Source organism: Nocardia sp. NBC_01009, assembly GCF_045208035.1.
Classification (GTDB): Bacteria; Actinomycetota; Actinomycetes; order Mycobacteriales; family Mycobacteriaceae; genus Nocardia.
Genome location: NZ_CP108695.1, coordinates 839576 through 865319, shown reverse-complemented (window position 1 = coordinate 865319; position 25744 = coordinate 839576). Strand labels below are relative to the sequence as shown.

Sequence of the window (25744 nt, the reverse complement as noted above, 5' to 3'; positions counted from 1 at the left end):
GTGTGCCAGGCCGCCGCCGACGCGATTCGGACCGCTCCACACTGGCAGGTGCAAGCCCACCGAACAACGCGTGCGCAACGCGCAGCGCTGCCTGGTGTTGCGGACTGTCACCAACGTCCCGCCCCGCAACACCTAGCCGTCGGGGCTCCGGTAGGTTTGTCCACTTCGGTGGTGTGAGCTTCCGGAGTCCTGAAGGTGATTGTCTTTGAACAACTTTCACGTTCCAGATAGTTCCGAAACCGAGATCCGCACGGTGTGGCGGCCGTCGGCCGCCGACGCTTCGCGCGGACTCAGGCTCTCTGGTGGAGTGTCGGTCCGGACGGGGACCTGGCAATCCTGCTGGTCGACCGACGACATCTGAAGCGCATCGAATACATCATGCGCTGGAAGCATGCCCCCGAAGGCTGACTGGCGGATGGCTGTTCTGTTATCCGGTGCGTACTTCTGTGGCCGATGTGCAGTGCAGGGCCCGGGCTGCTGCTTGTCGGCACTCGGTCAGGTCCAGGTCGCGGACTGCGGCCTTGACCAGTGGGATCGCGGGTGGGGCGACGCTGAGTTCGTGGACGCCGAGGCCGAGTAGCAGTGGGGCTGCTACCGGGTCGGCGGCGGCTTCGCCGCAGACCGCTACTCGTGCGGATCCGGCCGACTCGCAGACCATGGCGATCAGCCGGAGTACGCCGGGGTCGAGGGGGTCGGCGAGGGTGCTGAGGGCTTCGTTGCCGCGTTCGGCTGCCAGCGCGTACTGGGTGAGGTCGTTGGTGCCGATGCTGAAGAAGTCGACGTGATCGGCGAAAATTGCCGTTTTCGCTGCTGCCGCAGGCACTTCCACCATGATGCCGACCTCCGGTGTGACACCGGGCGGGGCGACTTCGTCGAGGATGCGGCGGGCGGCAAGCAGCTCCTCCAATTGCGTGACCATCGGGAACATCACGCTCACTTGATGGTCGGCGGCGACTCGGCAGATAGCGGTGAGCTGGTCGCGCAGCAATGCGGGGCGGGCAAGGGCGAGGCGGATGCCTCGGACGCCGAGGAAGGGGTTGGCTTCGGTCGGTTGATCGATGTAGGAGAGCGGTTTGTCTCCACCGACGTCGAGGGTGCGCAGTACGATGCGCCGACCACCGAATGCCTCGGCCACCGCGCGGTATGCCTGCTCCTGCTCATCGATGGAGGGCGCGTCGTCCCGGCCCAGGAACAAGAACTCGGTGCGCACCAATCCGGCCAGGTCCGCGCCGTTGCGTACGGCTTCGGTCGCGTCGAGGTCGCTGCCCACATTCGCCGCGATGTGAATGGTTACCCCGTCACGGGTGATCGCGGGTTTGTCGGCCGCCGCCTCGGCGGCTCGACGTTGTTCGCGTTGCCAGATCGCGAGCCCGGTGAAGGCGGCGAGGGTTGCCGCATCGGGCTCGATCACGAGTCTGCCGGTGCCGCCGTCCACTGCAATAACAGTCCCGTCCCGGACCGCCAGCACATGGGCACCCGCACCCACCACGGCGGGGATGCCGCGCGCGCGAACGATGATGGCGCTGTGCGAGGTCGGGCTGCCCTGGGCGAGCACGATTCCCGTGACGACGTCGCGGTCGAGTCCGGCCGCCTGGGCAGGCGTCAGGTCGGGCGCGACGAGAATGCCTGCGCGACTGATCATCTCGGTGGAGTGGCCCAGCATCGCCGCGAGCACCTGGTCGCGTATTGCTCGCAGGTCGGCGGCGCGGGCCCGCTGGTAGTCGTCGGTGAGCCGATCCAGTTCGGCGGCAGCCGATTCCAGCACCTCGGCCCACACGCCGGCAGCAGAGCCCGCGGCATCGATGCCCTGATAGACCGCGCCGATCAGCTCGTCGTCATCGAGTAGCAGCAGGTGCGCCTCGAAGATTTCGGCCTCCGCACCTGCCTGCGCGTGAGTTCGCTCGATGTCGGCACGCACGGCCGCGATTGCCGCATCGAACAGTTCTCGCTCCACTTGTGGTGGGCCGGAGGGAGTTTCGGGCACATCGAATTCGGTCTGCCCGATCCGCCAAGCACGCCCGATACCAATGCCCGCAGACGCGGGAATTGGGCCTGTGCTCTGTCCGGTGGGTGTGGGGGTCGGACCTGGGCCTTGACCGGTGGGCGAGGACACTGAGCCCGCGCGATGACCGGGCGAGGGGTTTAGGCCTGTGCCCTGTCCGGTGGGCGAGGGGATTGGGCCTGTGCCCTGTCCGGTGGGTGAAGGGATTGGGCCTGTGCCCTGTCCGGTGGGTGAAGGGATTGGGCCTGCGCTCTGACCGGTGGGCGAGAGGATTGGACCTGCGGCCTGACCGGTGAGTGTGGGAAAAGGACCTTCGTCATGACCAGTGGGCGTGGAAAATTGGTCTGTGCCGTGATCCGTCGGCGCGGGAATTGGGTGATCGGCAGGCGCCGGATACGGGCCGGCTCCCTTGCGGGTGCGAATGGAAGACCCGGCAGCGTCAGGTTCAGCGATGGCCCGACCGGCCGTCTCGTCGAATCGACGCGCGGCGAGGGTGAGTACACGGTCCACCGCCTCCTTCGCGCCCGGACCTGTTGCCACGACCTCGATTTCATGGCCGGAGAGCGCACCAAGGGCGGCGACCCGGCTCAAGCTTGTTCCCGAAGCGGGCCCGGCGCCGGTCGACAGATTGCGCAGTCGGACGGTCGCCGCGAGGCGGCGTATCTCGGCGACGAGGCGTGCCGCCGGACGGGCATGCAGCCCATGGTCGTTCGTGACGACAAGTGTGCCGGTAGCGGTCGGCTCCGCGCTGCTGGTGCCCGGTTCCATGGCCGCCGACGCTGTCGGGTCGCTGCCGGGCAGTGTTTGCGTCGCACCGCGCACACCTTCGACCGCAGCCGACATCAGCTCAGGCGCACTGTCCGCGGTGGCTTGCGGTTCCTGGAGGTGAGTTTGCTTGCCCGCCAATGCGTTCTCGGCCTCGTCCGCGGCTTCCGCGAGCCCCGCGCCACCGGCCGCCGCGACCGCGGCCGCGATCAGGCCCTCCACGAATGGCGCCGAACACAAGCGCACCTGATGCGGCGAAGTGAGCAGATCCACCGCGAGCTCGGCGGAGAGCACAGCGCTGCCGAGATCCATCAATACCAGTGCGCCGTCGCCGGAGTCGGCGACGGCGATCGCATCGGCGACGGCGATCGCGTCGGTGCCGAAGGTGTGCTCGTCGAGCCCGGCCGCCACCTCGATGCGGATCGGCTGGTCGTGCAGCATCTCGGTGGCCAGCGCGACAGCGGCGGTAGCGAGGGCACGGCTGTGTGAGACGGCGACGATGCCGATCATCGAATTGCCTGTCTCGCGGCGAGCACCAGCAGTGCCGCACTGGTCGCGCCCGGATCCTGATGCCCGACACTGCGTTCGCCGAGGTAGGAGGCGCGGCCCTTGCGTGCGAGCATGGGAATGGTCGCGTCGCGTCCGGCCTCGGCCGCGGTTACCGCGGCTTCGAGCGCCGCGGCGAGATCAGCCCCGGCAGCGAGGCGCTCGTCGAGCGCGTCGGCCGCGGGCGCAAGCGCGTCGAACATCGTCTTGTCCCCGGATTCCGCCTTGCCGCGTGCCACGATCCCGTCGAGTCCGGCCCGGAACGCCTTCGCGAAACCCGCTGCGTCGAAATCGGTTTCGCCCGCGGCGGCCGCGCAGCGCAGGAAGAACGTGCCGTAGAGCGGCCCGCTCGCACCGCCGATCGTTCGAATCAGCGTCATGCCGACCTGTTTCAGCTGTTCGGTCGGCGTTGTCGGCGCGGACTCGGCCAGCGCCGCGACGACCGCTGCCGTCCCGCGCTGCATATTGCTGCCATGATCGGCATCGCCGATGGCCGCGTCGAGCTCGGTGAGTTCGTCGGTGTGCTCGTCGATCAGCTCGGCGAAGCGGCGTACCCAGTGGATCGGATCGATCATCGTCACACTCCCCAGCGCAGGGCGGGCGTGCGCACCGGCGCATCCCACAGAGTCAGTAGGTCGTCGTCGACCTTGGTCAATGTCACCGAACATCCCGCCATCTCCAGCGAGGTGATGTACGGGCCGACCAAGGAGCGGGCGATCCCGATCCCGTGGCCGCCGAGGATGCGGGCCACCTCGTCGTACATCACGTACAGCTCCAGCAGCGGCGTGCCACCCATCCCGTTCACGAAGCAGATCACGGTGTCGCCCTTGGTGAACGGCAGATCGGTGAGGATGGGCTCCACCAGCATTGCGGCGATCTCCCGCGCGGGCGCGAGCGGCGCGCGGTGGCGGCCGGGTTCCCCGTGGATGCCGACGCCGATCTCCATCTCGGTCTCGCCGAGCTCGAAGGTCGGCTTACCGGCGGCCGGGACGGTGCAGGAGGTCAGCGCCATGCCCATACTGCGTGAGTTGGCGTTCACGGTGCGGGCGACCTCGGCGACCTCGGCGAGCGACCTGCCCTGTTCCGCGGCGGCGCCCGCGATCTTCTCCAGCACAACGGTGGCGCCGACGCCTCGGCGGCCTGCCGTGAAGAGGCTGTCCTGCACGGCCACATCGTCGTTCACCACAACCGCGGTGACCTCGACCCCCGTTTCCGCGGCAGCGAGCTCGGCAGCCATCTCGAAGTTCATGATGTCGCCGGTGTAGTTCTTGACGATGTGCAGGACGCCGGCACCGGTGTCGATGGCCGTGGTGGCACCGAGGATCTGGTCCGGGACAGGGGAGGTGAAGACTTCCCCGGCACACGCGGCGTCGAGCATGCCCGCGCCGACGAAACCGCCGTGCATCGGTTCGTGCCCGGAGCCACCGCCCGACAGCAGCGCGACTTTGCCCGGTCTCGGTGCGTCGGCGCGAAACACGACCTTGTTCTCGATGTCGACCCGCAGTTCGGGGTGGGCCGCGGCCATGCCTGACAGCGCTTCTCGGACGACATCGGCCGGATCGTTGATCAGTTTCTTCATCGGGTTCTCCTGTTATGCGGCGGTTTCGAGCGCGTCGTGATTCGCGCCTGCCAGGGTCTTGATGTGGGTCAGGGCGCGGGCGGCAAAGGCGGCGGCGACACCGGCGAGGAATTCGGCGGCGAGATACACCGGCGCTTGGCTCCAGGCCACCTCCGCGCCCCACACCTGCTGTACGAGCATCGGCCCGAGCGTCCGCGCCGGGTTGATGGACGCGCCGGTGGCGGGTGCGACGGGGATGATGGCCGCGAACACCACGAGTCCGATGGCGACGCCTGCGAAGCCGGGCGCCGCGGCACGGTGCACGACGAGCAGCACGGTCAGCACGAGAATGAAGGTGCCGACGAACTCGGCGATGAACGCCTGCCCTGCGCCGACGCCTTGGCCGTAGGCGGCGACACCGAGGCCGACCGCGCTGGCACGGTCGCCGAGCACACCGATGATGGCGAACGCGCCGAGCACCGCACCCGCGACCTGGGCGGCGAGGTAAGCCGGAACCTGCCGCCAGGGGAACTGCCCGTTCAACGCGAGCGCGAGGGTCACCGCAGGATTGATGTGGTTTCCTGAGACGTGCCCGAAGGCATACACGGTGGCCAGGACCACGGTGCCGAAGGCAAGCGAGATCATGCCGAGGTCGGCCATGGTGAACGGTGCGTCGCCGTTCACCATGAGCGTGGCAGGTACCGATCCGACGCCGATGAAGACGAGGAACGCCGTGCCGAGCACTTCCGCCGCAAGTTTTTGCGGCGTCCGCAGTCCATCCATGGGAGACTCCCGAAATTGTTTCGAACGAGATTCGACAATGTCGAATGTGATTCGTAGAGTACGTGGATGTAGCGCAGGTCACAAGAGTCGGTGGGATTCGGCCGCCTGCGACTGCTTGCAGGTCGCTCGAAAGCACAGGGAGGAAGCCGCGTGATCCAGTCGGTCGACCGGGCCGTTCGCATACTGTTCGCACTGCAGGGCGCGCGGCGGATGACCCTGTCCGAGCTCGCGGCGGAGCTCGGACTCGCGGCGACAACGGTGCACGGCATCGTCCGGACGCTCGCCGCCCACGGAGTCGTCGTGCAGGAACACGGCGGCGGCCGCTATCAGCTCGGACCTGCCGTGCTGCGGCTCGGCAACGTCTACCTCGACACGCTCGACCTGCGGGCCAGGGCCCTTACCTGGTCACACGAACTGGCGCGGACCACCGGACTCGCCGTCCGGGTCGGCGTGCTCTTCGGCGACGATGTGGTCATCATCCATCACGAACCCCGACCGGACGGTAGTAGGCAAATGCCCGAGGTCGGCATCGAAATACCGTCCCACGCAAGCGCTCTCGGCAAGGCCATGCTCGCGTTCCTGACGCCGCTCGACGCGACGACGCTGCGCAGCATGACCGGCGAAACAATCACCGATCCCGCGGCCTTCCTCGAACACCTGCGACCGGTCGCATCGTCGGGTCTCGCCTACGAATGTGACGAGGCCGTGCTCGGCGAATCCTGTGTGGCCGGAGCCATTTTCGATCGCACCGGCAGCGTCGTCGGCGCGGTCGGCGCAGTCATTCCGACGCCGGATTGGCCCGCCTCCGACGCCACCGTCGACGCAGTCCGCACCACCGCGCGCACCATCTCCCGCGAACTCGGTTCCACCCGTTGGCCTGCCACCCCGGATCGGTGATCCGGCGCTGCGATCGCGTCCCGGCGCTGCTTGCTCGTCTGTTACCGCAGTCCAGTTCTCGCGGTCGCCGGCGTCCGAATGGCTTGGGCTTCAGGGGTTTCGAAGGTGCTCTTGAAATCGGGGCATTCGACCAGGGGCTCGTGGGTGCAGGTCGATGCGTGGCGGAGGCTGTCGCGCATTCGGATGAGCCGGGCGATGTCGTCGTCGAGGTCACGGGCCTTGTCGGCCATCCGGGCGCGCAGTTCGGTGTCGCTGGGTGTGGCTCGGATGAAGCGGGCGATTTCGGCGATGGTGAAGCCCGCGCCGCGGGCGCAAGCGACCAGGGCGAGGCGGCCGAGGATGTCGGGACGGTAGGTGCGCCGCAATCCGTTGCGGCCGTCGGCGGCGATGAGACCACGTTTCTCATAAAAGCGCAGTGCCGATGGGGCGAGCCCCGCGCGTTCGGCCACCTCGGCGATATCCAGCAGGGCGTCGGCCATTGTGTCTCCTTGACTTGAATCGCGCTTCAAGTCGGAGGTTAGTCGAGATGACCGACAAAGTCGTGGTATGCCGCTTACCTGCGATCGCGGGCCTGGTTCAGCCAGTCGAGTCCGTCGCGCAGGGTTGGTGAATGATGCAGCCTGCGCTCCTGTTCACCTGGGCGCGGCCGATCGGGAGCGGGCTGGGACGGCTTGCCGAGGTAGCGGTCCAGCGGTGATTGCGAACGGTCGGATGCGCGCGAACTGTCTTTGTCGGGCGCGAACGGCACACCGGTGGACAGCGCGCGAACCCCCAGGGTCAGCATCTCGCCGACCATGCCGATGCCGATCGACAGCGTGGCAGGCCGGGCATCGTGGTGCATACCCATGGCCGTGCCGAGCGTCCCGACCCCGAAGCCGACGACCATCGAAATAGCCCACACCGCAACGGTTTGCACCGTGTACCGCTGCCAGAGATGCCCGTCGCGGTCGAAGATCCCGATGGTGGTGCCGCGGATCGCGCCGAAGGTGACGCCGACTATGCCGCCGATGATCAGCCAGGTGATGTCGGTGCCATCGAGGTCCTCGACCTTGGTGACGCTGTAGATCCCGATCGCCACCAGAATCAGCGGCGTACCGAACGTATCCCGCGCATTCATCGGCTCGCCCCGAAACCGTTTCACGATCAACGCGACGGCCGCGACGACGATGACGATCAGCAGTCCGATACTCATGTTGCCTCCCAACGAGAACGACCCATCTGCGGAAACTAGCGACGCAGCGGGATAGTCCGAGTCGGCCGAACGGAGGAGGCCGAGGAGGATCCCGGAGTCCTCCTGCGCTTCCGTTGCGACTGCGACAATGGATCGTGTGCCGATCTTTTGCGTCGAAGCCGTCCTGTTCGATGTGGATGGAACGCTCCTCGACCACGACGCTGCCGCGGAGGCGGCGGTCCGTGCCGGGTTCCCCTTCGTCCCCGATCGGGATGGTCTCGCGCGCCGGTGGCGGGAGCTGGAAGCATGGGCGATGGATCGCTACCTCGCGGGTGAGCTGACCTTCACCGAGCAACGACGCCTGCGGATCACTCATCTCGCCGACGAGTTCGGTCAGGGGGTCTGGTCGGATGACCGGGCGGACGCGTGGTTCGCGGAATATCTGGCGCAGTACGAGGCGGCGTGGCGGACCTATCCCGATGTGGCACCCGCTGTGGCGGCGCTCGCTGCCGAGCACCCGAAGATGCGGCTCGGTGTGATCACCAACGGCGATTCGCAACAGCAGCGCCGCAAGCTGGCGAAGATCGGTCTCCTAGGCCTTTCGGACCACGCAACCATCTCCAGCGAAGTAGGCGTCGCCAAGCCGCACCCGGCAATCTTCCTGGCCGCATGCGATGCACTGCGGTTGCCGTCTTCGCAGGTCGTTTACATCGGCGATCGCCTGCGGACGGATGCCGAGGCAGCGATCGCCGCTGGGCTGCAGGGGATTTGGCTGGATCGCGGCGATACCGGCGTCGCCACCGCGGCCGAGCGCATCAAGAGCCTGACCGAGTTGCCGCCGCTGATCCGCGGTTAGTCGCACGAGATCGGTGGTGAATCAGCCTGCGTCGCGCATCGAGACCGGGCCGCGTCCCTTCGCCCTCGTGATCGGCCCTCAGTCGTAGTGCTGACCACCCAGTTGCTGGGCGATGACGCCCTGCAATCGTTGCAGGCCACCGACGGTCATGCCGCTCTGCAGCTGACCCTCGATGGTGCGCACCAGCATGGAGTCGCTGAGCACCTTTTCGCTGGATTGGATCAATACCGTTCCGCTGCCGGTGAAGTCGAACTGTCGTTCCTCGCCGGAGTTGACGCCGAACCCGGCCGCGCCCGCCGCGAGGAAATTCGTCACCCACCGCTGGTCGTAGTGATGGCTGGGCGAAGGGCAATCCGCCCAGCCGACAAGGGATTCCGGGTCGACCCGCAGCGGCGGCTCCGCGAACATGACGGGACCATTGGACGAGGCGAGGAACTTACCCGTGCCGATCAGCGTGAGGAAGCCGGGGACGATGGACTGGTTGAGCGACAGACCTGGTTCGAAGGCGAGCAGGTTCGCCGCACGGATGGTGAGGTTGCCGTTGTCCTCGAGGTCATAGGAATTGATGTCGTAGCCGCGGTCGCCGATGATGAGCTTGCCGTGGCCTTCTGCGACCACATAATCACCGGTGAACAACGGCGCGGAGAACTGCTGGGACACCATGTGCAGCAGTCCACCCTGCAGGCCGTGGGTGAGCATCTGGAAACGCATATCGCCGTAGTAGGCGATCATCGCGCCCTTGCGCATGAACCACGGCTTGTTCAGGTCGATGCAGTAGGCGTAGCTGTTTCCCGGAATGTTGTCGCTCTCACCGAGATTCAGCGGATTCAAAATCTGGGACATGGCTCACAACTTCTCTTCTGAGGCCTGCACGTACACGACACCCTGTCCGACGCAATGCAATTGCATCGCCTCGCCGGCTCCACGTCCTACCGCGTCGCGCCAGCTCATCGCCGTCTTCAGCTCGGTCTGCACATTGCCGTAGGTGGCGACAAAGGCCTGCGGATCGACCACGATCGGATTCGGCCCGCCCACTTGCAGTTCCAGGAATCCGCCGTGCGCGAGCAGCACCGCCGAACCATGACCCGCGAGCTGGGTGGTGAACATGCCCTGCCCGGTCAGCGCGCCGCCCGCGGCGCCGCGCAGCGCACCCATCAGGCCGCCGCCACCGCCGCCACCCGAACTCATCACCGACACAACCGAACTCTGCAGTCCTGCGGTGTTGGCAAGCAGACGCGAGGCCTCGACGCGCAGCGTCGCCCCCTGCTGCATGTGGACCACGTGCACCTCGAGCCCGGCGAATCCGTAGTGCACCGCACCGGAGCCCTGGGCCAACATGGTGCGCTCGTGCTCACCGGCCATCATGCGGCCGGCCATCCGCATCAGCCCGCCGCCACCGCCCATGCCCTGGCCGCCCGGAATCTGGTGCGGCGCAAAGGAGACATCGCCGGTGTAGAACAGCATCGCGCCGTTGCGGGCGACGACGCCGCCTGCCATGCCGACATCGACCTTGACGACTTTGCCGTTGACCTTCTCGAACATCGCCCGTACCTACCGTTCCGCCGGCTGGATCAACACGACGCCCTGACCATCCCAGCGCAGCGAAAACGCCTCGCCCGCGTCCTGGCCGACGAGGCTGCGCCACGACACGTCGGTGACGAACGAGTGGTTGAGATTGCCGCGCGCCGCGACGAAGGCGTCGGGGTCGACGACCAGCGGGTACTGCGGCGACACCTCGAGATGGATCAGCGGCCCGCCCGCCGAAAGCAGCGCGACCTGACCCTGTCCCGACACCGTGGTGGTGAACAGCCCCGCTCCGGTGGAGGCGCCGCGCACCCCGGCGAAACGTACATCGGTGCGCAGATTGCCCGCGAAGGCGAGCAGCTGCTGCGATTCGACCTGCAGCGTCTCGTTGTTGAGGTTCACCACGGTGACGTGCTGGCCGTTTACCGCGAAGAAGACCCTGCCGTGCCCGTTGCACTCCATCAGCGACAGCTTCTCGCCGGTGGCACGCCGCTTGAGCCCGGCAATCACACCGTCACCGCCGCCGAAACCGGCAGACTTGAACTGCACATTTCCTTCGTAGGCAATCATCGAGCCGGAGATCGCACGGATACTTGTTCCGGCGAGGTGGGCCTCGATCACCTTTTTCGACTGCTCGAAAAGTTGCGCCATAGGGGAGTTTGCCTGCTGTCTCGATCGGGAACATGGGAGTATTCGCCACATTCCAACTGCCTGCGGTCACCTTAACGGACACAGCCGGACGCAGTCCGTTATCGACTCGTGCAGCCTCAGCTTTCGCGGAGCCGGTGTCATGGCGGCATCCATTCGGTTCGTTTCTCGTAGAGTGGCAACGTACGCACCGACAAGCGAAGGGTCGACCTTGTCCGCAACACTCGCCAAGGGCCAGAACGGTCCACTGGCCACCAACGACGTGGTGATCTCCATCCAGCTCACGGCACCAGCGGATCTGTCCGCGCTGCTGGTTACCGAGCGGGGCAAGGTCCGTTCCGACGCGGACTTCGTCTTCTTCAACCAGCCGAACGGGCCTGGCGTGAACCTGCAACCCGCGCCGCAGGGGCAGCCCATGTCGCTGGCGGTGTCGCTGAGCGCGGTGCCCGCCGATATCGATCAGATTCGCGCGGTGATCACCCTCGACGACGCGTCGAGTAGCTTCGGCCGCTTTCCCGCGCCGACCGCGATCGTCTCGGATTCGTCCGGTAATCGGTTGTACGAGTACCAGGTCGACGGTTTGCAGAGCGAGTCGATCGTGATCGCGCTCGAACTGTATCGGCGGCAGGGTGCCTGGAAGGTGCGCGCTGTCGGACAGGGGTACGCGGGTGGGTTCGCGGCACTGGTCACCGACCACGGCGTGACGGTCGACGACGCCCCTGCCGCGACGCCGCAGGCTGCGCCTGCGCCGCCCCCGGCCCAGCCCGCGCCGAATTACCCGCCGCCGACCACCCCCGCCTACCCGGCCCAGCCCGCGCCGCAATACGCGCCGACCCAGGCGGCCCCGCCCGGACCCGGCTACCCGCCGCCGCCCGCCGCGGGCTACCCGCCGCCGGGGCCCGGTTACCCGCCGCCGCCCGCACCGGGGCCGGGTTACCCGCCGCCCCCGCAGCAGGCTGCGCCGCAGCAGGCGCCCGCCGAGGTGAGCCTGAGCAAGGATCGTCCGGTCAGCCTGCAGAAGGGGCAGCGGGTCACGCTCCGCAAGGAAGGCGGCGCGGCGCTGACTTTCGTCAAGATGGGTCTCGGCTGGGATCCGGTGCAGACGCGAGGCATGTTCGGCAACCGGACCGTCGATGTAGACCTCGACGCCTCGGTCGCGATGTTCGCCGACGCGAACCTCGTCGACGTCGCCTACTACGGTCAGCTGACCTCCAAGGATGGCTCGGTCCGGCATCAGGGCGACAATCTCACCGGTGAGGGCGAGGGTGACGACGAGGTGATCCTGGTCGACCTGACCCGTATCCCGGCGCACGTCAGCACGCTGCTGTTCATGGTGACCTCCTACAAGGGGCACACTTTCGAGCAGGTCCAGAATGCGTTCTGCCGCTTGGTCGACGGCGCCAACAATGCCGAACTCGCCCGGTACACCATGGCGGGCGGCATGCGGTTCACCGCCATGGCGATGGCCAAGGTGTACCGCGTCGGCGGCGACTGGAAGATGCAGGCCCTCGGTGAGGGCTTCCAGGCCAAGCATCCGGGCGAGGCGGTTCCGCAGCTCGGCCGGTTCCTCTCGGCCGGGTGATACGACAGCACGAACAACGGGGGCAGACAACGTGATTCAGCTCAAGGCCGGTCAGAACACGCCGCTGACCGGTGATGTCGTTCGATTCAGCGCGAAAGCCGGTGCTGCGCTGGATGTTTCCGCACTGGTGGTGGCGCAGAACCTGCGCGTGCTCGCCGCCGAGGACTTCGTGTTCTATGACCAGCCGCGGACTCAGGGTGTCACGCTGTCCAACGGCTCGGTGGCGATCCGGCTCGCCGAGGTCCGCGCCGATGCCAACGCGGTGCTGCTGGTGGTCAGTGCCGATCCGGCTGCGCCCGCCCAGCCGGGTGGCCTCGGGCCGGTGACCGCAGAGTTGTTCGAAAACGATGTAGTCGCAGCGGAATTCGCGATCACCCCGTTGGCCGGGGAGACCGCGCTGATCTGCCTGGAGGTGTATCGGCGCGGCACCGGATGGAAGCTGCGCGCAGTCGGTCAGGGTTACGCGGGTGGTCTCGCGCAGCTGCTGACCGCGCACGGGGTCGAGGTCGACGGCATGGTGGACCAGCCCGCCGCGCCGCAGGCCGGTCCCGGTTCGCCGGGCGCGCGATCGGATGGTCAGGACACCATTCCCGGCCCGGGGGCCGATTCCCGCGCGGCCGGACCCGTGCCGGTGGAGGTCGCGCACGGGCTCGACCGCCTGTGGATGATCTTCGAGGATGCCGCGCGTTCGGCGGCCGCGCTCATCTCGGCACGCGACTATGCCGCCCAACGGCTCGATCACGAATTGTCCGCCGCGGTATCGGATCCCACCACGAGGAACACCCCGGCCGCCGAGGCAGCGCGGCAGGCCGCGCACCGCCGCAGCGACGAGCTGATCGCCGTCGCCGAGGGCAACCACCACCGCGACAGCCAACACCTCCTGCGCGAACTCGCCGACGCGGACCGGCTGCTGCCACCGTCGCTGGCGTCCTGGGAATCGCCCGCTTGGGACGGTCCGCCCGCGGCGAGCGACGGCATCCGGCTCGGTGAGCTGCATGCGATCGAGCGGGGGCCGCTGCGGGTGCCGTACTGCGTGCCGGTGCCGTTGAATCGGCCGCTGTGGATAGACACCGAATCCAGCAGTGCGGCGGCCCCGGTCGTCGGCGCACTGCTGGCCCGGCTGCTCGCGGCCGATCCCGGGCGGCGCGTGCGCGTCGACATGATCGATCTGACCGGGGCGTTCCGTGGGCTCGTCGGACCGCTGACACCGGTGCTGAACGGACCGCCGGTCACCGACCATGCCGAGATCTCGGCGCGGCTACAGGCCTTGGTCGACGCGGCGGAACTGGCCGAACTGGCCTATGAGGGCGGGGTTTTCACGCCCCCGGTCGAACATCGAGTACTGCTCGCCGCGGATTTCCCGCACGGCTACCAGGCCGCCGATGCACAACGCATCGGGTCGCTGATGGTGCGTGGCGATCTGATCGGGTTGTCGACCATGATCGTCGGCAGCGACGAATCCGATTCCAGCGATCCCGTGGTCTCGGCGTTGTCGCAAGCCTGCAGGCATCTTCCGACAGTCGACGGCACACCGCTGTTCGATCCGTGGACCGGCAGCCCATGGCAGCTGGATCTGGACCTGTTGCCACGAGAGCCGGAGCGGCAGGCGCGCTTCCTACGCGTGCACCAGTGACGTCGCGGCGGCCCGTACCCGGTGTGTTCAGGTGCGGGCCAACGCAATTCGTGGGCGCAGTGGTTCGGGCAGCCACGGCAGCAGCGGGTCCGGTGTTCGATCGACGATGCCGCCGACCGGGTCGTCGATGAAGTCGCGGCGCACCAGGTCCTCCTCCGGCCGATAGATCTGTCGAATGATCAAGGCGCACAGGGCGAGTACCGTGAGATCGCGCAGCACGACGGTGCCGGTGAACCACTCCTCGGGCAGGCCCTTGTGGTCGAGGCCGAGGTAGTAGAACATCCGGGGGACCCACACCAGCGCATCAACCGTCATCCACGCCAACAGGATCCGCCGGTGCGGCAGCGCGAGCGCAGCCAGGGGCACCAGCCACAGCGAATACTGCGGGCTCCACACCTTGTTCGTCAGCAGAAACGCGGCTACCACCAGGAAGCACAGTTGCGCGAGCCGCGGCCGGCGCGGCGCGGTGAGCGCGATATAGCCGATCACCAGGCAGGCGGCGACGAACACCAGCAGTGACACCGCGTTCAGGATGGTCGGCTGCTGGTTGTGCGTGAGCTCCCCGTCGAAGCCGAGCCAGCCGGTGAACGAGGTGATCACGTTGTAGATGGAGTCGGGGTCGGCGTGCCGGGTGGTGTTGAGCCGGAAGAATTCGCGCCATCCGGTCGGGTACAGCAGGGCGATCGGCAGATTCACCGCCAGCCAGGTCCCGGCCGCGGCCGCGGTGGTCAGGGCGGCGGCACCGAGCGGGCGTGAGCTGAGCAACTGCATCCGGTCGCGCAGCCAGGCCAGTGCGGTGCGCGGACTGTCGATATCGCTTACCCGGAGTCCGGCCTGCGCGCTCGGCACCCGGTGCAGCGGGTCGGCGCGCAGACACAACACCACGATCGGTCCGAGCAGCAGCAATGGGTACAACTTGGCCGCACCGCCGAGTCCGAGCAGCACGCCGGCCAGCAGCGGTCGTCGCCGGGCCCAGGCGAGCAGACCGGTCGCCGCGAATGCCGTCGCCAGCGCGTCGAAATTTGTGAAAGCGTGCACGATCACCAAGGGCGAAACCGCGATCATCGCCGCGTCCCAGATGCGGCGCCCGGCCAGTTCGGCCGAGGCCCACACGGTGACCAGCCAGGCCATGGCGAGGCCGAATGCGACGACATTGAAGTAGATGACCACCTGCAGCGCACCGGGCAACGGCAGTGCGTCCCAGGTTTTGGCGATCTCCATGGAGATGTATTGATAAAGGCCCGACAGCACCGGGTACTCCATGTACCTCGTCTCGGTGCCGCCATCGGGTGTCTGCTCGGACCAGGACTTCTTGTAGGGGAACGCGCCCTCGTTCAGGCGCTCTGCCCCGTACAGCGGCACAGTGTCCGAATAGCACATGGCTGTGTATTGGCGGCCGTTGTTCCAGTCCAGGGTGAGGGAGCCGTCCGCGGTGCTGGTCTGCTGGATGCAGGGCGCCTTGGCTGTCCAACCGAGGGCGAGGAAAACCAGGGTGACGGCCAGCAGCACCCGCATCGGGGTCCAGAACCGGACGCGGCCGATCAGTGCGTGATCACCGACCGGGCCGCCGATCACGGTGCACAGCTGCGCTGTCAGGGAATCGTTGCGGCTGGGTCGGTCTCGCCCGTCGGCCGACCGCAGATCCGGCGCGAGCGGGGCCGGGGCCGTGTAGTGCGGTCCGGCGGACTGTCCCCCGCTGAGCTTCGGCGCGCTCCCGTTCGTCGCCTCGTCCATCAGTTGCTGATCGCTCACGGCATCCGAGGCTACCGGCCCTGGCTGTCGGTCCGGATCGAGCGGGTGCTGTTCGCCCATGGTGGATCGCATCCGTCGGGGCTCTGGATGGCTGGAGATGCACCTTTTCGGCAGGTCGAGCGCTGTAGTATGCCGTTGATCGACCGGTGGTTCAGGGGAGGTCGATTATTAGATGTGTAACAGATGTTACCAGGATCGAAAATGATGTTCGGCATTCGATAGTGCATTTTCGGATTCGTATTCTATTTATCTGTGAACCTTTACGGGATATTACAGTGAAATCAACGTCGGTTTCGGGCTGAGCGGCTGAAAATCGTGTTTGTGCAAACCTGCCAGTGTTTCGATTATCGGGCCGAGCCCGGATTTCCTGGGCTACTCGCATCACCAACGAAACCGTGACTTCCAGTGGGTCACGGAGACAGAGTTGTTCGAATGGGAATGCAATTGCGTTTGTTGCGACGGTCGTTCGTGCGCTCCGCGGGCATCGGTGCCGGAGTTGCCGCGACCGGGCTGACCAACGCCGTGGTCGCGGCAGCACCGCCGATCGCTCGGCGCGCTCCGGTACTTCCCGATGCCGCGAGCATTGCGGCGACCGATCCGGCGATGCTGTCCGCAGTGGAGGCGGCCAGCCTGCTGCAGGCCCGAGGGTTGCACCCGGTAGAGCTACTGGACGCCTGCATCGAGCGAAGCTCGGCGTTCGACGGCGCGACCGGGGCATGGTCCGTACCTACCCCGAGCTCGCCCACGAGCAGGCCGAGCGTGCGGCTGATCGGCTTTCGGCCGGGAACGCGCCGCTGATCTGCGGTCTGCCCATTGCGGTGAAAGACCTGTATGCCGTTGCCGGGCTTCCGCTCACCGCATCGAGTCGCATTCTCGAGGGCAATATCGCCGCGGGTGATTCGACGGTCTGGCGGCGTCTGCACGACAACGGCGCGGTCTTGATGGGGCATGTGCACAACGATGAGTTCGCGATCATGACAGACACGCTGCAGGTGGGCAATCCGTGGAACATCGACGAGCTCGGTGGACGCCCATGGGCGGAAGCGGAGCTGATCTCGATCGGACTCGAACTGCAGGCAGCTGCCCCCGTCTGGCGTGACATTCCGCCGCTGTCGCCCAATGCGCGCGCATTGCCTGAGGTGTCCGTGCGCGCCCCCGGGCCGGGCCCCGATCCGACGAACACGGGCGCTGCGGCGCCGTCGTTCAGTTTCGTCCGACGACGAGTACCGCACCGATTTAGGACGCGAGCCATCGCATGAGCCGGCTCGAAAGGCGATCGGGTTGCTCAACCGCTCGTACCGCGCAGTTCGGAGTCGGCGATGATCTGCTGCATCGAGAACTGTATGCGGTGGTTTATTCGGTGCCGAACGATATTGGTTGAGGCGAACTCGCGGGTGATCGAACCGATGAAGCTGGATTTGATCAATCTGATCGAGTTCGAATCTCGCGACGAACTGTATGGTTCTCGATTCGAACTCGATCAGATTTCGTATGTTCGGACTACCGGCCGCGCGTCGGCTGGGTGCCGTTACCCGACTGTCCTTCATCCGAGTTGCCATAGCCGTTCCCGTTGGGGCGCGGCGCTCCGGTGGCCGTCGGTGACGAGCCGTCGGCCGGCGCCACCGGCTGCCCCGGCAGCGGTCCCGGTCCGTTCTCCTGTCGCTGCTGCGGCCGTTGTTGTGGCTGTGGCTGCGGCTGCACGCCGGGCACCGGGATGGTGATGCCGGGCAGGATCTCGACCTGGCTCGGCACGACCACAACGGGCGGCAAGAACGGCATCTCGGTGGCCGACGGCGCGGTGTAGGGGGCGGTCCACTCCGGCACACCGGCTTGGCCCTTGATCGGGGGCGGCTTCGGGAAGGTCTCGTTGGTGGTGCCCTGCAGGGCACCGTCCATGGTGGCCTTCCAGATGTCCGACGGCAGGCCGGAGCCATAGATCATGCCGCCGCCGTAGTTACGCAGCGGTGTGTTGTCGACGCTGCCCACCCAGACCGCGGTCGACAGCGACGGGGTGTAGCCGACCATCCAGGCGTCCTTGTTCTCGCCGGTATCGCCGAGCTGCGCGGTGCCGGTCTTGGTTGCCGACTCGCGTCCGTTCGCCAGGTTGTGGTTGCGCGACCAGGCGGCGATGGGCTTCATCGCTGCGGTCACGTTGTCTGCCACCGCTGCGGAAACTCGGCGCTCGCCTGCGACATCACCGCGGTCGAGCAACACCTGGCCCTCGGCGGTCACCACCTTCGTCACGAAGTGCGGTGCGTGGTAGACGCCGGAGGCCGCCAATGTCGCATAGGCCGAGGCCATGTCGAGCGGGCGCGCCTGGTACTGGCCGAGCACGATGCCGTTGTTCGGGCCGGACCCATCCGGCTCGGTCAGTGTCTTGCCGACGCCGGGGATGGTTTCGGGGATGCCGAGCTTGTGGGCCATGTCGGCGATCTTCTGCGGGCCGTTCTGCATATCCACCTGCATGCGGTAGAAGCTGGTGTTCAGCGAGCGCTTGAGTGCCTCCGCGATGGTGCACATGCCGCACTGCTCGCCCTCGACGTTGGTGATCTTGATGCCGTTGACCGTCACCGGCGAGCTGTCGTACATCTGCGACAGCGGGATACCGAGCTCGAGGTTCTCCGCGAGGCCGAAGACCTTGAACGACGATCCCGGCTGCAGACCGGCATTGGCGAAGTCGTAGCCCTGACCGTCGTTGCCGCCGTAGTACGCGCGCACCGCACCGGTGCGCGGATCCACCGACACCACTGCCGTCCGCAGCTGTTCCGGCTCACCCTCCATCTTCTTGGTCGCCGCATCGACGGCGGCCTGCTGCGCCTTCGGATCGATCGTGGTGGTGATCGAGAGGCCTGCGGTGTTCAGCTGCTGCTCGCTGATGCCCGCGCTGTTGAGCTCCTTGAGCACCTGCGTCTTGATCAGGCCCTCCGGCCCGGTGTCCAGGGCCTTGTTCTTGGTTGTCGACACCGGCACCACCTGCGGGAACTGCATGCCTTGGCGCTCCTCGGCCTTGAGGTTGCCGCCGGAGACCATGCCGTCGAGCACGTAATTCCAGCGCGTTCGCGCGCCCTCTGGATTCTTCTCCGGGTCCAGGCCGGAGGGCTGCTGGATGGTGGCGGCGAGCATCGCGCCCTCGGCTGCCGTCAGCTCCTGCACCGGTTTGCCGAAGTAGGCCTTCCCTGCCGCATCGATGCCATACGCACCACGGCCGAAGTAAATGGTGTTCAGGTAGGCGGCAAGGATCTCGTCCTTGCTCCACTGCCGCGCCATCTTCGCCGCGATGACCAGCTCGTGCATCTTGCGAGTAAGCGAGTGTTCGTCACCGACCAGCGCGTTCTTCACGTACTGCTGGGTAATCGTCGAACCACCACCGGCACTTTCCTTGCCGAGGGCTTGATCCCTGGCGGCGCGGGCGAAACCGGAGATGGAGAAGCCCGGGTTGGTGTAGAAGTCCCGGTCCTCGGCCGCGATCACCGCGTTGCGCACATGCGGCGGAATCTGGTCGATGGTCACATCGGTGCGGTTGCCCTCGGGCGGCACGAAATTGCTGAGCACCGTGGAGCCGTCGGCCGCGTAGATCAGTGCGACCTGGTTGGTCTTGAGGTCGCCCGGCTTCGGCACCGAGACGGTCGAATAGGCGACCAGGAACACGGCGCTCGGCACCAGGATGGCCAGCGCGAGGCCGACGTAGCACACCCGGCGCACGATCCGCCATGGCGACTTCCGCTTCTTCGCGCGGGGACCGCGCCTGCCCGGCCCATCGGACCCGTCGTCACCGCCACCATTGCGGCGCGGCGGCGGTCCGGACGGCGGTGCGCCCGCGGGCCTGGCACGACGCTCGCCGTTGGGGCCCGCGCCGGGAGCACCGTCGGCACGGGTGGGCTGATCCACGGCAGGACGCGGACCGGTGGCCGGTCGCGATCCGGCCGGCGCCCCGGAGCGACGGTTGCGCTCGGCCACCGCCTCGGTCAGCGAACCGGGCCGCTGGATCTTATGAGTCGGCTGGACGGCGTTGGGCGCGCCCGCGGGCACCGGACGACCCTGCGGCGGACGCTGCGGGGGCGGCGGTCCCTGGCGACGCGGCGGCTGTGGGCCGCGCGGCTCGCCCGGGTAGGGGCCACCCTGTGGCTGCGGGCGCGGTCCACCGGGCGGCGGGCCCGGCCGCGCGCCACCGGGTGGGGGACCGGCCGGCCGCTGATTCGGGAACGGAGGTTGTGAACTTCGCTGAGTACGGCCGCCGTGCGGTTCATCGCCGTAGGGGGAAGTCTCGTAGGGCGAATTCACTGACAAGATCTCCATAACTCGTAACGGTCTGAATGGCTCGATGCGGTCGTGATCACCGCGGCGGACGCGTGCAGGCTCCGCATATCATCCAACGGGTAGATGACCTGGCACATTATTCGGCAGCGCGCCGGTTGGCCCGGGTACCTGTGCGACGGCGCGTTGGCGCCGGAGCGGTACCGAGCACGTAGGACTGCACCAGATGATTCCAGCTGCAGCTCCGGCATACCTCGACGACATGGACGGAGAACTCCTCGCGACTCTCGGCGAGCCGTACCAATTCCTCCGGTGTGCGAGCCGAACCTGCCATAGCTCCGAGGCCGTCGCCATAGACCCAGGATACGAGCGTGAGTTGCTCTTTCCGGCAGATAGGGCATGTGACCTCGCTCCCCCGGCCGTGGAACTTCGCCGCACGCAGTAGGTAGGGATTCGCATCACACACCTCGGCGACACCGACACGGCCCGCATAGACGTCAGCCAGCAGCGACCGACGCCGGAGCGCATAGTCGACCACTTGCCGCTGAATTCGCACGAGAACCAGAGTAGCGGTGATGGAAACGGGCCGCGCTGGGCAATGCGGGATTGCCGGGCCGGTAACCGGGCCCGAACTGGGGCGTCATGGGTGTGAGCCGACTACTATTCGGCTGTGTCCACAGCAGCATCCGGGCGCACGCGAGCGCGTGACCTCGACCGCGCGAATACCTGCAGCGTGCTGGATGCCGCATATGCCGAAGGACAGCTCGGCGCCGACGAATATCACGACCGAACAGCGCAGGCCACGGCAGCGAAGACGCTCGGCGAGTTGGCGCGGGTGGTCGGCGATCTGCAAGCGCCGGCGGTCGTCCGCGATCTCGTTGCGGCCCGGCCCACCCCGCCACGAAATCTATTGCGCCGCCCCAGATCTGGGGATGGTTATCCCGGTCACACTCGGGCCGGCGACCGCGATCGCGCCACCACCATCGAGCTGCTCGACAGCGGGCGCCGCGACGGCCAGCTCACCGAAGAAGAACACGAGACACTCACCGAACTGGCCGCAGCGGCCACAACGCTGGGAGATCTGGCCGGACTCGTCGACGATCTACAGCGACCGGCCGATGCGCCGCCGCCAGCGCGGCCGCCGCACTCGAGTCGACTTCAGTGGTACTTGATCACGGTCTCGGTGGCCATCGCCGGCGCGGCAGGCGCCGGGTTCGCACTGACCATCGGAGTCTCGGAAACCGAAGCAGCGCCCGTGGCGCCCGTCGCCGCCCACACGCCCGATCTGGGCGCTGTCCAACCGGTGGTGGTTGCGACGCCCGATATTCTTACCGCCGAGGGTCTTACGCTGTTCTTGCAGCGGTACCAGGAAAAGTTCGGCGACCTACAAGTCGACGAACTGACCCTGTTCGACGAGTACGCCCGCGTCTCACGTGCGGTGCCCGGTCAGCCGAACCGGGTGGTCACCTATGACTATCGCGGCGGATTCCAGCAGAGCGGCGCAGTCACCGGCCGCAAGGCCGGCACGTCCGCCGCCGATCTGGCCGAGCTGAATCTGGCGGCGCTGTCCGATGCGCTTGCGAAAGCGCCGGGCACCCTGCGGGTGCCGAACGGCGCGGTGACCCATATGGCAGTCGAGGTCAACGATTCCGGCACCTACAGCTACTACGGCATCGCCAAGGACCGGCCGTTCGTCTCGATCTATGCGGGCAACAAGTTCAACGAGTCCGGCCACATGATTCTGACCCCGGCGGGTGAGGTCACTCGTGCGTGGCCGTTCGAAGGATGACCGGGTAATGGCGACAACACGATACGGCGGAATTCGAGCCCGCGACACCGACCGTGCGGATGTGTGCGGCCTGCTCGACGCCGCACTGGCCGAGGGCCAGCTCACCGATGACGAGCACACCGCGCGCACCGCAAAGGCCATGCGGGCCAAGTCCTTCGGTGAGCTGGACGACATTGTCGGGGACCTGCAGATCCCCGACAACCTCGCCGATGCTCCCGTCGTCCGGGCGGATCGCCGCCGCCCTCGGCGCTGGTTGGTGCCGTTGGCCGGCATCATCGCTGCCGCGGTTTTCGGCGCAGCGGTCGGCGGCATCACCCGGTGCGCGGCCGACGGGCCCGGATCGCTCGGGTCCTCCGAGCACGTGCCGGTGCTCACTACCGGTGCGGGTCTTGCGTACTTCATCGCCGAATATCGCGCCGAATTCGGGGATACGAAGGTCGACAAGGTGACGTTGTATCCCGAATACGTGCTCTTCGAACGGCAAGCGGCCGGCAATCCGACCGTGACCGCCCGCTATCACTACGACGGAAGTTTCCGGAAGCCGACGACAGCCACCGGCCGCAAACCCGATGTGCGCACCCTGGATCTCGCCGTCCTGGACGTGCGTGCGCTCGCTGGGCTCCTTGCGGGTGCTGCGCAGACGACGAAGACGCCGGGCGGCACCGTGACCCATGCCAGCGCCGAGTTCGACTCCAGCGCCGCTGCCGATGCCGAGCCCGTCCTCCAGATTTATACGAAGAACGAGGCCAATGCCTCGGGCTTCCTGACCGTGACGTTCACCGGAGAGCCCCTCCGGGTCTCCACCCCCAGTCACTAGCACTCCTCACCACCTGCGCAGACACCTCATCTGTCGGCAAGGGCTGTCCCTGGTTATATCGCTCCGATATAGTCAGAAGTCGCATCCATCGGTTAGGTCTGTACACAAGTCAGGGAGGTGAAGCCCGATGCTCGAGCTGGCAATTCTCGGGCTGCTCCTCGAATCGCCCATGCACGGGTACGAGCTGCGCAAGCGACTCACCGGATTGCTCGGGCCGTTTCGGGCCTTCTCCTACGGGTCGCTCTACCCGACGCTGCGCCGAATGCAGGCAGACGGGCTGATCGCGGAGGAGAACGCCGCAGGCGTCGCCATGCGCCGGGCGCGGCGGGTCTACCAGCTGACATCGACGGGCCGGGAGCGGTTCACCGAACTGCTCGCCGACACCGGACCGCAGAACTACACCGACGACGGCTTCGGCGTCCACCTGGCGTTTTTCAGTCGCACCCCTGCGGAAGCGCGGATGCGAATTCTGGAGGGCAGGCGGCGGCAGGTCGAGGAGCGCCGAGAAGGACTGCGGGAGGCGATAAAGAAGGCCAGCGGGTCGCTGGATCGCTACACCCGACAGCTCCACCAACTCGGTCTGGAATCAAGCGAGCGCGAAGTGCGCTGGCTCAACGAGTTGATTGCAGCGGAGCAATCGACGAATGCGGCACCACAGAAAGAGGGAAACATCGGCCATGACTGAAACGAACCAGGCTGACACAGTTCGCGTGGCCATCGTGGGCGTGGGCAACTGCGCATCTTCTTTGGTCCAGGGCGTGCAGTACTACAAGGATGCCGACGAAACCGCGACCGTGCCGGGCCTTATGCACGTCAAGTTCGGCAAGTACCACGTCCGCGACGTCAAGTTCGTCGCTGCTTTCGACGTCGACGCCAAGAAGGTCGGTTTCGACCTGTCCGAGGCGATCTTCGCCAGCGAGAACAACACCATCAAGATTTCCGATGTGCCGCCGAGCGACGTCGTCGTGCAGCGCGGCCCGACCCTCGACGGCATCGGCAAGTACTACGCCGAGACCATCGAGCTGTCCGAGGCCGAGCCGGTCGACGTGGTCAAGGTGCTGAAGGACAACAAGGTCGACGTCCTGGTGTCCTACCTCCCGGTGGGCTCGGAACAGGCCGACAAGTTCTACGCGCAGTGCGCCATCGACGCGGGTGTCGCCTTCGTCAACGCGCTGCCGGTGTTCATCGCCTCGGATCCGGAGTGGGCCGCCAAGTTCACCGATGCCGGTGTTCCGATCGTCGGCGACGACATCAAGAGCCAGGTCGGCGCGACCATCACCCACCGCGTGATGGCCAAGCTGTTCGAGGACCGCGGCGTGCAGCTCGACCGCACCATGCAGCTGAACGTCGGCGGCAACATGGACTTCAAGAACATGCTCGAGCGGGAGCGGCTGGAGTCGAAGAAGATCTCCAAGACCCAGGCCGTTACCAGCAACCTGAAGAAGGAACTCGGCGCCAACGATGTGCACATCGGCCCGTCCGATCACGTCGGCTGGCTCGACGACCGCAAGTGGGCCTACGTCCGGCTCGAGGGCCGTGCCTTCGGTGACGTGCCGCTGAACCTGGAGTACAAGCTCGAGGTGTGGGACTCGCCCAATTCCGCAGGCATCATCATCGACGCGGTGCGCGCCGCCAAGATCGCCCTCGACCGAGGTATCGGTGGACCGGTCATCCCGGCCTCGGCGTACCTGATGAAGTCCCCGCCCAAGCAGCTGGCCGACGACGTCGCCCGCACCCAACTCGAGGCATTCATCATCGGCGCTGAGTAGTTTTGGCAGCGCCTGCGGCGCTGCGTGTTCGCGGCCCCCTTGGTCTCGCTTCCGAGCCGTCGAGACTCGCGCCTTCGGCGCATGCGCTTCGACGACTCGGAAGCGAGACGGGCCGCGAACTCTAGTGCTCGGTCTCGCTTCGCTCGGAAGACATCATCCGTGCCGAGTGGGGCGTTGGTAGTTGAGCTTGCGACTTCGGTTGAGGCGCTTCGGCGGCTGTGGCGGTGGGATGCGCCGGGAACTCTGGTTCTCGGTCTCGCTTCGCTCGGAAGATGTCGTCGTGCCTAGGGGGGCGTCGGTGAGGATCTCGCGATTCCATCGGCCGCCTCTTGCCGATGGGTAGGACAGCGCACAATCGAGGGCTGGGTGCGGATATCCGCACCCAGCCCTCGATTGTTTCGAGCATTAATCCAGTGAGACGTAGACCTCTACGGAGGTCGGGCCGGTGTAGCGCTCGATCTCGGCGGTGTGTGAGCGGGTGATGGTGCCTGCGCTTTCGGCCTTGCGGACTTGGGCCCATGCGGTGCGCAGCAAATCGTAGGGCTTGTCGGAGACGACGAATTTCGCGTAGCGGCCCTGAGGTACCCGGGTCACGACGTCGCCCGCGTCCATGTCCTCCATCGCCGCGACCTCGTATCCGAGCACGGCGACCGCGTGATCGTTCTGGCCGATGTAGGCGGCTACGCGCGCTACGTTCTTCTCCCGTGCCAGGTATCTGTCCCAGGTGAAGTTCACCAGGTCCAGGTCGCGTGCGCTCACCTCGCGACCGGCGAGTGGCACCGTGAGTCCGGCGACCAGGCTCTCATCCAATGTGACTATCTCGAAGTCCACAGCCCGTTCCTACTCGTCGATCTGATCGTCTGCCAGTGCCACGAACACCTCGACCGTGCGGGCATCCGGATAGTGCTCCGAATCGCCGGTGTAGGCGCGCACGAACCGGCCTGCGGCCTCCGCGTCCCACACCGCGCGCCAGATCGACACGATGGTGTCACCGAGGTTGTCCCCGCTGGCCGTGAACCGGGCGAATCTGCCCGCGGGCACCCGCGCGAGCACATCACCGGGCAGTAGGTCGGCGAGGGACCGGCAGCGGTAGCCGACGATGTGGGTCAGATACGAGTTGATCTCGGGCGCGTGGTCGACATATGCGGTCGTTGGTGGCCCGGGCAGCGAGCGGGCCAGATTGCGCTTCCACGCTTCTTCGACCCGCGCGCGGCGCGGCCCTTCGACCGCGAGCGCGGGGCTGCGAAGTACTGTTCCCGCCACCAGCGTCTCGGGACGGTCAACGACATTGAAATCCACCGGCGTAGCCCCTATGTCTAGTCTTTCGTCGTCGCTCGAGCGCATATCCTTCCGCATCGTGCCCGCGGCATCGGCGCCGACCCGGTTCGGTGCCGGGTC

General features: G+C 66.8%; 22 protein-coding genes and 1 pseudogene. 9 read left to right on the top strand and 14 right to left on the bottom strand.

What is annotated here, in order from left to right; genetic code table 11:
* Nucleotides 1–427 precede the first annotated feature (427 nt).
* The 4 genes from ptsP to OHA42_RS03935 are packed head-to-tail and all read right to left on the bottom strand — an operon-like array spanning nt 428 to nt 5654.
* Nucleotides 428–3277: a phosphoenolpyruvate--protein phosphotransferase gene (gene ptsP, locus OHA42_RS03950; RefSeq protein WP_406234635.1), complete on the bottom strand. Its 2850-nt coding sequence runs from the start codon at nt 3275–3277 to the stop codon at nt 428–430.
* Complete coding sequence (gene dhaL, locus OHA42_RS03945; RefSeq protein WP_406234634.1) at nt 3274–3888, bottom strand: dihydroxyacetone kinase subunit DhaL; 615 nt, start codon at nt 3886–3888, stop codon at nt 3274–3276. The genes ptsP and dhaL overlap by 4 nt, the downstream gene beginning before the upstream one ends.
* A 2-nt stretch (nt 3889–3890) precedes the next feature.
* Complete coding sequence (gene dhaK, locus OHA42_RS03940) at nt 3891–4892, bottom strand: dihydroxyacetone kinase subunit DhaK (protein ID WP_406234632.1); 1002 nt, start codon at nt 4890–4892, stop codon at nt 3891–3893.
* 12 nt (nt 4893–4904) lie between these two features.
* A complete protein-coding gene (locus OHA42_RS03935) occupies nt 4905–5654 on the bottom strand; it encodes an MIP/aquaporin family protein (RefSeq protein ID WP_406234630.1) in 750 nt (249 codons plus the stop codon).
* A gap of 150 nt (nt 5655–5804) precedes the next feature.
* Here OHA42_RS03935 and OHA42_RS03930 point away from each other — a divergent pair, with 150 nt between their 5' ends.
* Nucleotides 5805–6551: an IclR family transcriptional regulator gene (locus OHA42_RS03930; RefSeq protein WP_406234628.1), complete on the top strand. Its 747-nt coding sequence runs from the start codon at nt 5805–5807 to the stop codon at nt 6549–6551.
* A gap of 41 nt (nt 6552–6592) precedes the next feature.
* Here OHA42_RS03930 and OHA42_RS03925 read toward each other — a convergent pair whose 3' ends face one another.
* Both OHA42_RS03925 and OHA42_RS03920 read right to left on the bottom strand, forming a co-directional pair.
* Entirely contained in the window at nt 6593–7030 is a 438-nt protein-coding gene (locus OHA42_RS03925; RefSeq protein WP_328407454.1) for a MerR family transcriptional regulator, read from the bottom strand.
* Between the two features lie 74 nt (nt 7031–7104).
* A complete protein-coding gene (locus tag OHA42_RS03920; RefSeq protein ID WP_406234627.1) occupies nt 7105–7743 on the bottom strand; it encodes a hypothetical protein in 639 nt (212 codons plus the stop codon).
* A 136-nt stretch (nt 7744–7879) separates the two neighbouring features.
* Between OHA42_RS03920 and OHA42_RS03915 the strand changes: the two genes are divergently transcribed.
* Complete coding sequence (locus OHA42_RS03915) at nt 7880–8578, top strand: HAD family hydrolase (RefSeq protein ID WP_406234625.1); 699 nt, start codon at nt 7880–7882, stop codon at nt 8576–8578.
* Nucleotides 8579–8656: 78 nt separating this feature from the next.
* Here OHA42_RS03915 and OHA42_RS03910 read toward each other — a convergent pair whose 3' ends face one another.
* Genes OHA42_RS03910 through OHA42_RS03900 form a run of 3 tightly spaced genes read right to left on the bottom strand, consistent with a single transcriptional unit; the run spans nt 8657 to nt 10753 of the window.
* Nucleotides 8657–9421, bottom strand: coding sequence for an AIM24 family protein (locus OHA42_RS03910; protein WP_328407449.1), 765 nt, complete (start codon nt 9419–9421; stop codon nt 8657–8659).
* A gap of 3 nt (nt 9422–9424) precedes the next feature.
* Nucleotides 9425–10120 (bottom strand): AIM24 family protein, encoded by a 696-nt coding sequence (locus tag OHA42_RS03905; protein WP_406234623.1) that lies wholly within the window; start codon nt 10118–10120, stop codon nt 9425–9427.
* Nucleotides 10121–10129: 9 nt separating this feature from the next.
* Nucleotides 10130–10753 (bottom strand): AIM24 family protein, encoded by a 624-nt coding sequence (locus OHA42_RS03900; RefSeq protein ID WP_328407445.1) that lies wholly within the window; start codon nt 10751–10753, stop codon nt 10130–10132.
* A 208-nt stretch (nt 10754–10961) separates the two neighbouring features.
* On the opposite strand from OHA42_RS03900, the gene OHA42_RS03895 reads away from it, so the two are divergent.
* Nucleotides 10962–12332, top strand: coding sequence for a TerD family protein (locus tag OHA42_RS03895; RefSeq protein ID WP_406234620.1), 1371 nt, complete (start codon nt 10962–10964; stop codon nt 12330–12332).
* 31 nt (nt 12333–12363) lie between these two features.
* Nucleotides 12364–13965 carry a TerD family protein gene (locus OHA42_RS03890; RefSeq protein ID WP_406234619.1) on the top strand — a complete coding sequence of 534 codons (1602 nt, stop codon included), beginning with the start codon at nt 12364–12366 and terminating at the stop codon, nt 13963–13965.
* Between the two features lie 27 nt (nt 13966–13992).
* Here the strand turns inward: OHA42_RS03890 and OHA42_RS03885 are convergent, their stop codons facing one another.
* Nucleotides 13993–15699 (bottom strand): glycosyltransferase family 87 protein, encoded by a 1707-nt coding sequence (locus OHA42_RS03885; RefSeq protein WP_406239067.1) that lies wholly within the window; start codon nt 15697–15699, stop codon nt 13993–13995.
* Nucleotides 15700–16155: 456 nt separating this feature from the next.
* Between OHA42_RS03885 and OHA42_RS03880 the strand changes: the two are divergent.
* Nucleotides 16156–16733: pseudogene (locus OHA42_RS03880) on the top strand (amidase family protein); the annotation flags it as partial.
* A gap of 484 nt (nt 16734–17217) precedes the next feature.
* Here the strand turns inward: OHA42_RS03880 and OHA42_RS03875 are convergent.
* Nucleotides 17218–20013, bottom strand: coding sequence for a transglycosylase domain-containing protein (locus OHA42_RS03875; protein ID WP_406234617.1), 2796 nt, complete (start codon nt 20011–20013; stop codon nt 17218–17220).
* 97 nt (nt 20014–20110) lie between these two features.
* Nucleotides 20111–20527, bottom strand: coding sequence for a DUF5318 domain-containing protein (locus tag OHA42_RS03870; RefSeq protein ID WP_328407434.1), 417 nt, complete (start codon nt 20525–20527; stop codon nt 20111–20113).
* A gap of 114 nt (nt 20528–20641) precedes the next feature.
* Between OHA42_RS03870 and OHA42_RS03865 the strand changes: the two genes are divergently transcribed.
* The 4 genes from OHA42_RS03865 to OHA42_RS03850 all read left to right on the top strand — a co-directional run bounded on the left by OHA42_RS03865 (nt 20642) and on the right by OHA42_RS03850 (nt 24346).
* Entirely contained in the window at nt 20642–21760 is a 1119-nt protein-coding gene (locus OHA42_RS03865) for a DUF1707 domain-containing protein (RefSeq protein WP_406234615.1), read from the top strand.
* A 7-nt stretch (nt 21761–21767) separates the two neighbouring features.
* Nucleotides 21768–22577, top strand: coding sequence for a DUF1707 domain-containing protein (locus tag OHA42_RS03860; RefSeq protein ID WP_406234614.1), 810 nt, complete (start codon nt 21768–21770; stop codon nt 22575–22577).
* A 127-nt stretch (nt 22578–22704) separates the two neighbouring features.
* A complete protein-coding gene (locus OHA42_RS03855; RefSeq protein WP_328407431.1) occupies nt 22705–23262 on the top strand; it encodes a PadR family transcriptional regulator in 558 nt (185 codons plus the stop codon).
* Nucleotides 23255–24346 (top strand): inositol-3-phosphate synthase, encoded by a 1092-nt coding sequence (locus OHA42_RS03850; protein WP_328407429.1) that lies wholly within the window; start codon nt 23255–23257, stop codon nt 24344–24346. The genes OHA42_RS03855 and OHA42_RS03850 overlap by 8 nt, the downstream gene beginning before the upstream one ends.
* Before the next feature lie 405 nt (nt 24347–24751).
* On the opposite strand, the gene OHA42_RS03845 is transcribed toward OHA42_RS03850, so the two are convergent.
* Nucleotides 24752–25177 carry a GyrI-like domain-containing protein gene (locus OHA42_RS03845; protein WP_328407428.1) on the bottom strand — a complete coding sequence of 142 codons (426 nt, stop codon included), beginning with the start codon at nt 25175–25177 and terminating at the stop codon, nt 24752–24754.
* 9 nt (nt 25178–25186) lie between these two features.
* Nucleotides 25187–25645: an effector binding domain-containing protein gene (locus OHA42_RS03840; RefSeq protein ID WP_328407426.1), complete on the bottom strand. Its 459-nt coding sequence runs from the start codon at nt 25643–25645 to the stop codon at nt 25187–25189.
* Nucleotides 25646–25744: the final 99 nt, after the last annotated feature.

Bases quoted from the DNA above. Each gene is read 5' to 3' on its own strand.
- ptsP (WP_406234635.1), bottom strand. From the start codon at position 3,277: ATGATCGGCATCGTCGCCGTCTCACACAGCCGTGCCCTCGCTACCGCC.
- dhaL (WP_406234634.1), bottom strand. From the start codon at position 3,888: ATGATCGATCCGATCCACTGGGTACGCCGCTTCGCCGAGCTGATCGAC.
- dhaK (WP_406234632.1), bottom strand. From the start codon at position 4,892: ATGAAGAAACTGATCAACGATCCGGCCGATGTCGTCCGAGAAGCGCTG.
- OHA42_RS03935 (WP_406234630.1), bottom strand. From the start codon at position 5,654: ATGGATGGACTGCGGACGCCGCAAAAACTTGCGGCGGAAGTGCTCGGC.
- OHA42_RS03925 (WP_328407454.1), bottom strand. From the start codon at position 7,030: ATGGCCGACGCCCTGCTGGATATCGCCGAGGTGGCCGAACGCGCGGGG.
- OHA42_RS03920 (WP_406234627.1), bottom strand. From the start codon at position 7,743: ATGAGTATCGGACTGCTGATCGTCATCGTCGTCGCGGCCGTCGCGTTG.
- OHA42_RS03910 (WP_328407449.1), bottom strand. From the start codon at position 9,421: ATGTCCCAGATTTTGAATCCGCTGAATCTCGGTGAGAGCGACAACATT.
- OHA42_RS03905 (WP_406234623.1), bottom strand. From the start codon at position 10,120: ATGTTCGAGAAGGTCAACGGCAAAGTCGTCAAGGTCGATGTCGGCATG.
- OHA42_RS03900 (WP_328407445.1), bottom strand. From the start codon at position 10,753: ATGGCGCAACTTTTCGAGCAGTCGAAAAAGGTGATCGAGGCCCACCTC.
- OHA42_RS03885 (WP_406239067.1), bottom strand. From the start codon at position 15,699: ATGGACGAGGCGACGAACGGGAGCGCGCCGAAGCTCAGCGGGGGACAG.
- OHA42_RS03875 (WP_406234617.1), bottom strand. From the start codon at position 20,013: ATGGAGATCTTGTCAGTGAATTCGCCCTACGAGACTTCCCCCTACGGC.
- OHA42_RS03860 (WP_406234614.1), top strand. From the start codon at position 21,768: ATGGCGACAACACGATACGGCGGAATTCGAGCCCGCGACACCGACCGT.
- OHA42_RS03855 (WP_328407431.1), top strand. From the start codon at position 22,705: ATGCTCGAGCTGGCAATTCTCGGGCTGCTCCTCGAATCGCCCATGCAC.
- OHA42_RS03850 (WP_328407429.1), top strand. From the start codon at position 23,255: ATGACTGAAACGAACCAGGCTGACACAGTTCGCGTGGCCATCGTGGGC.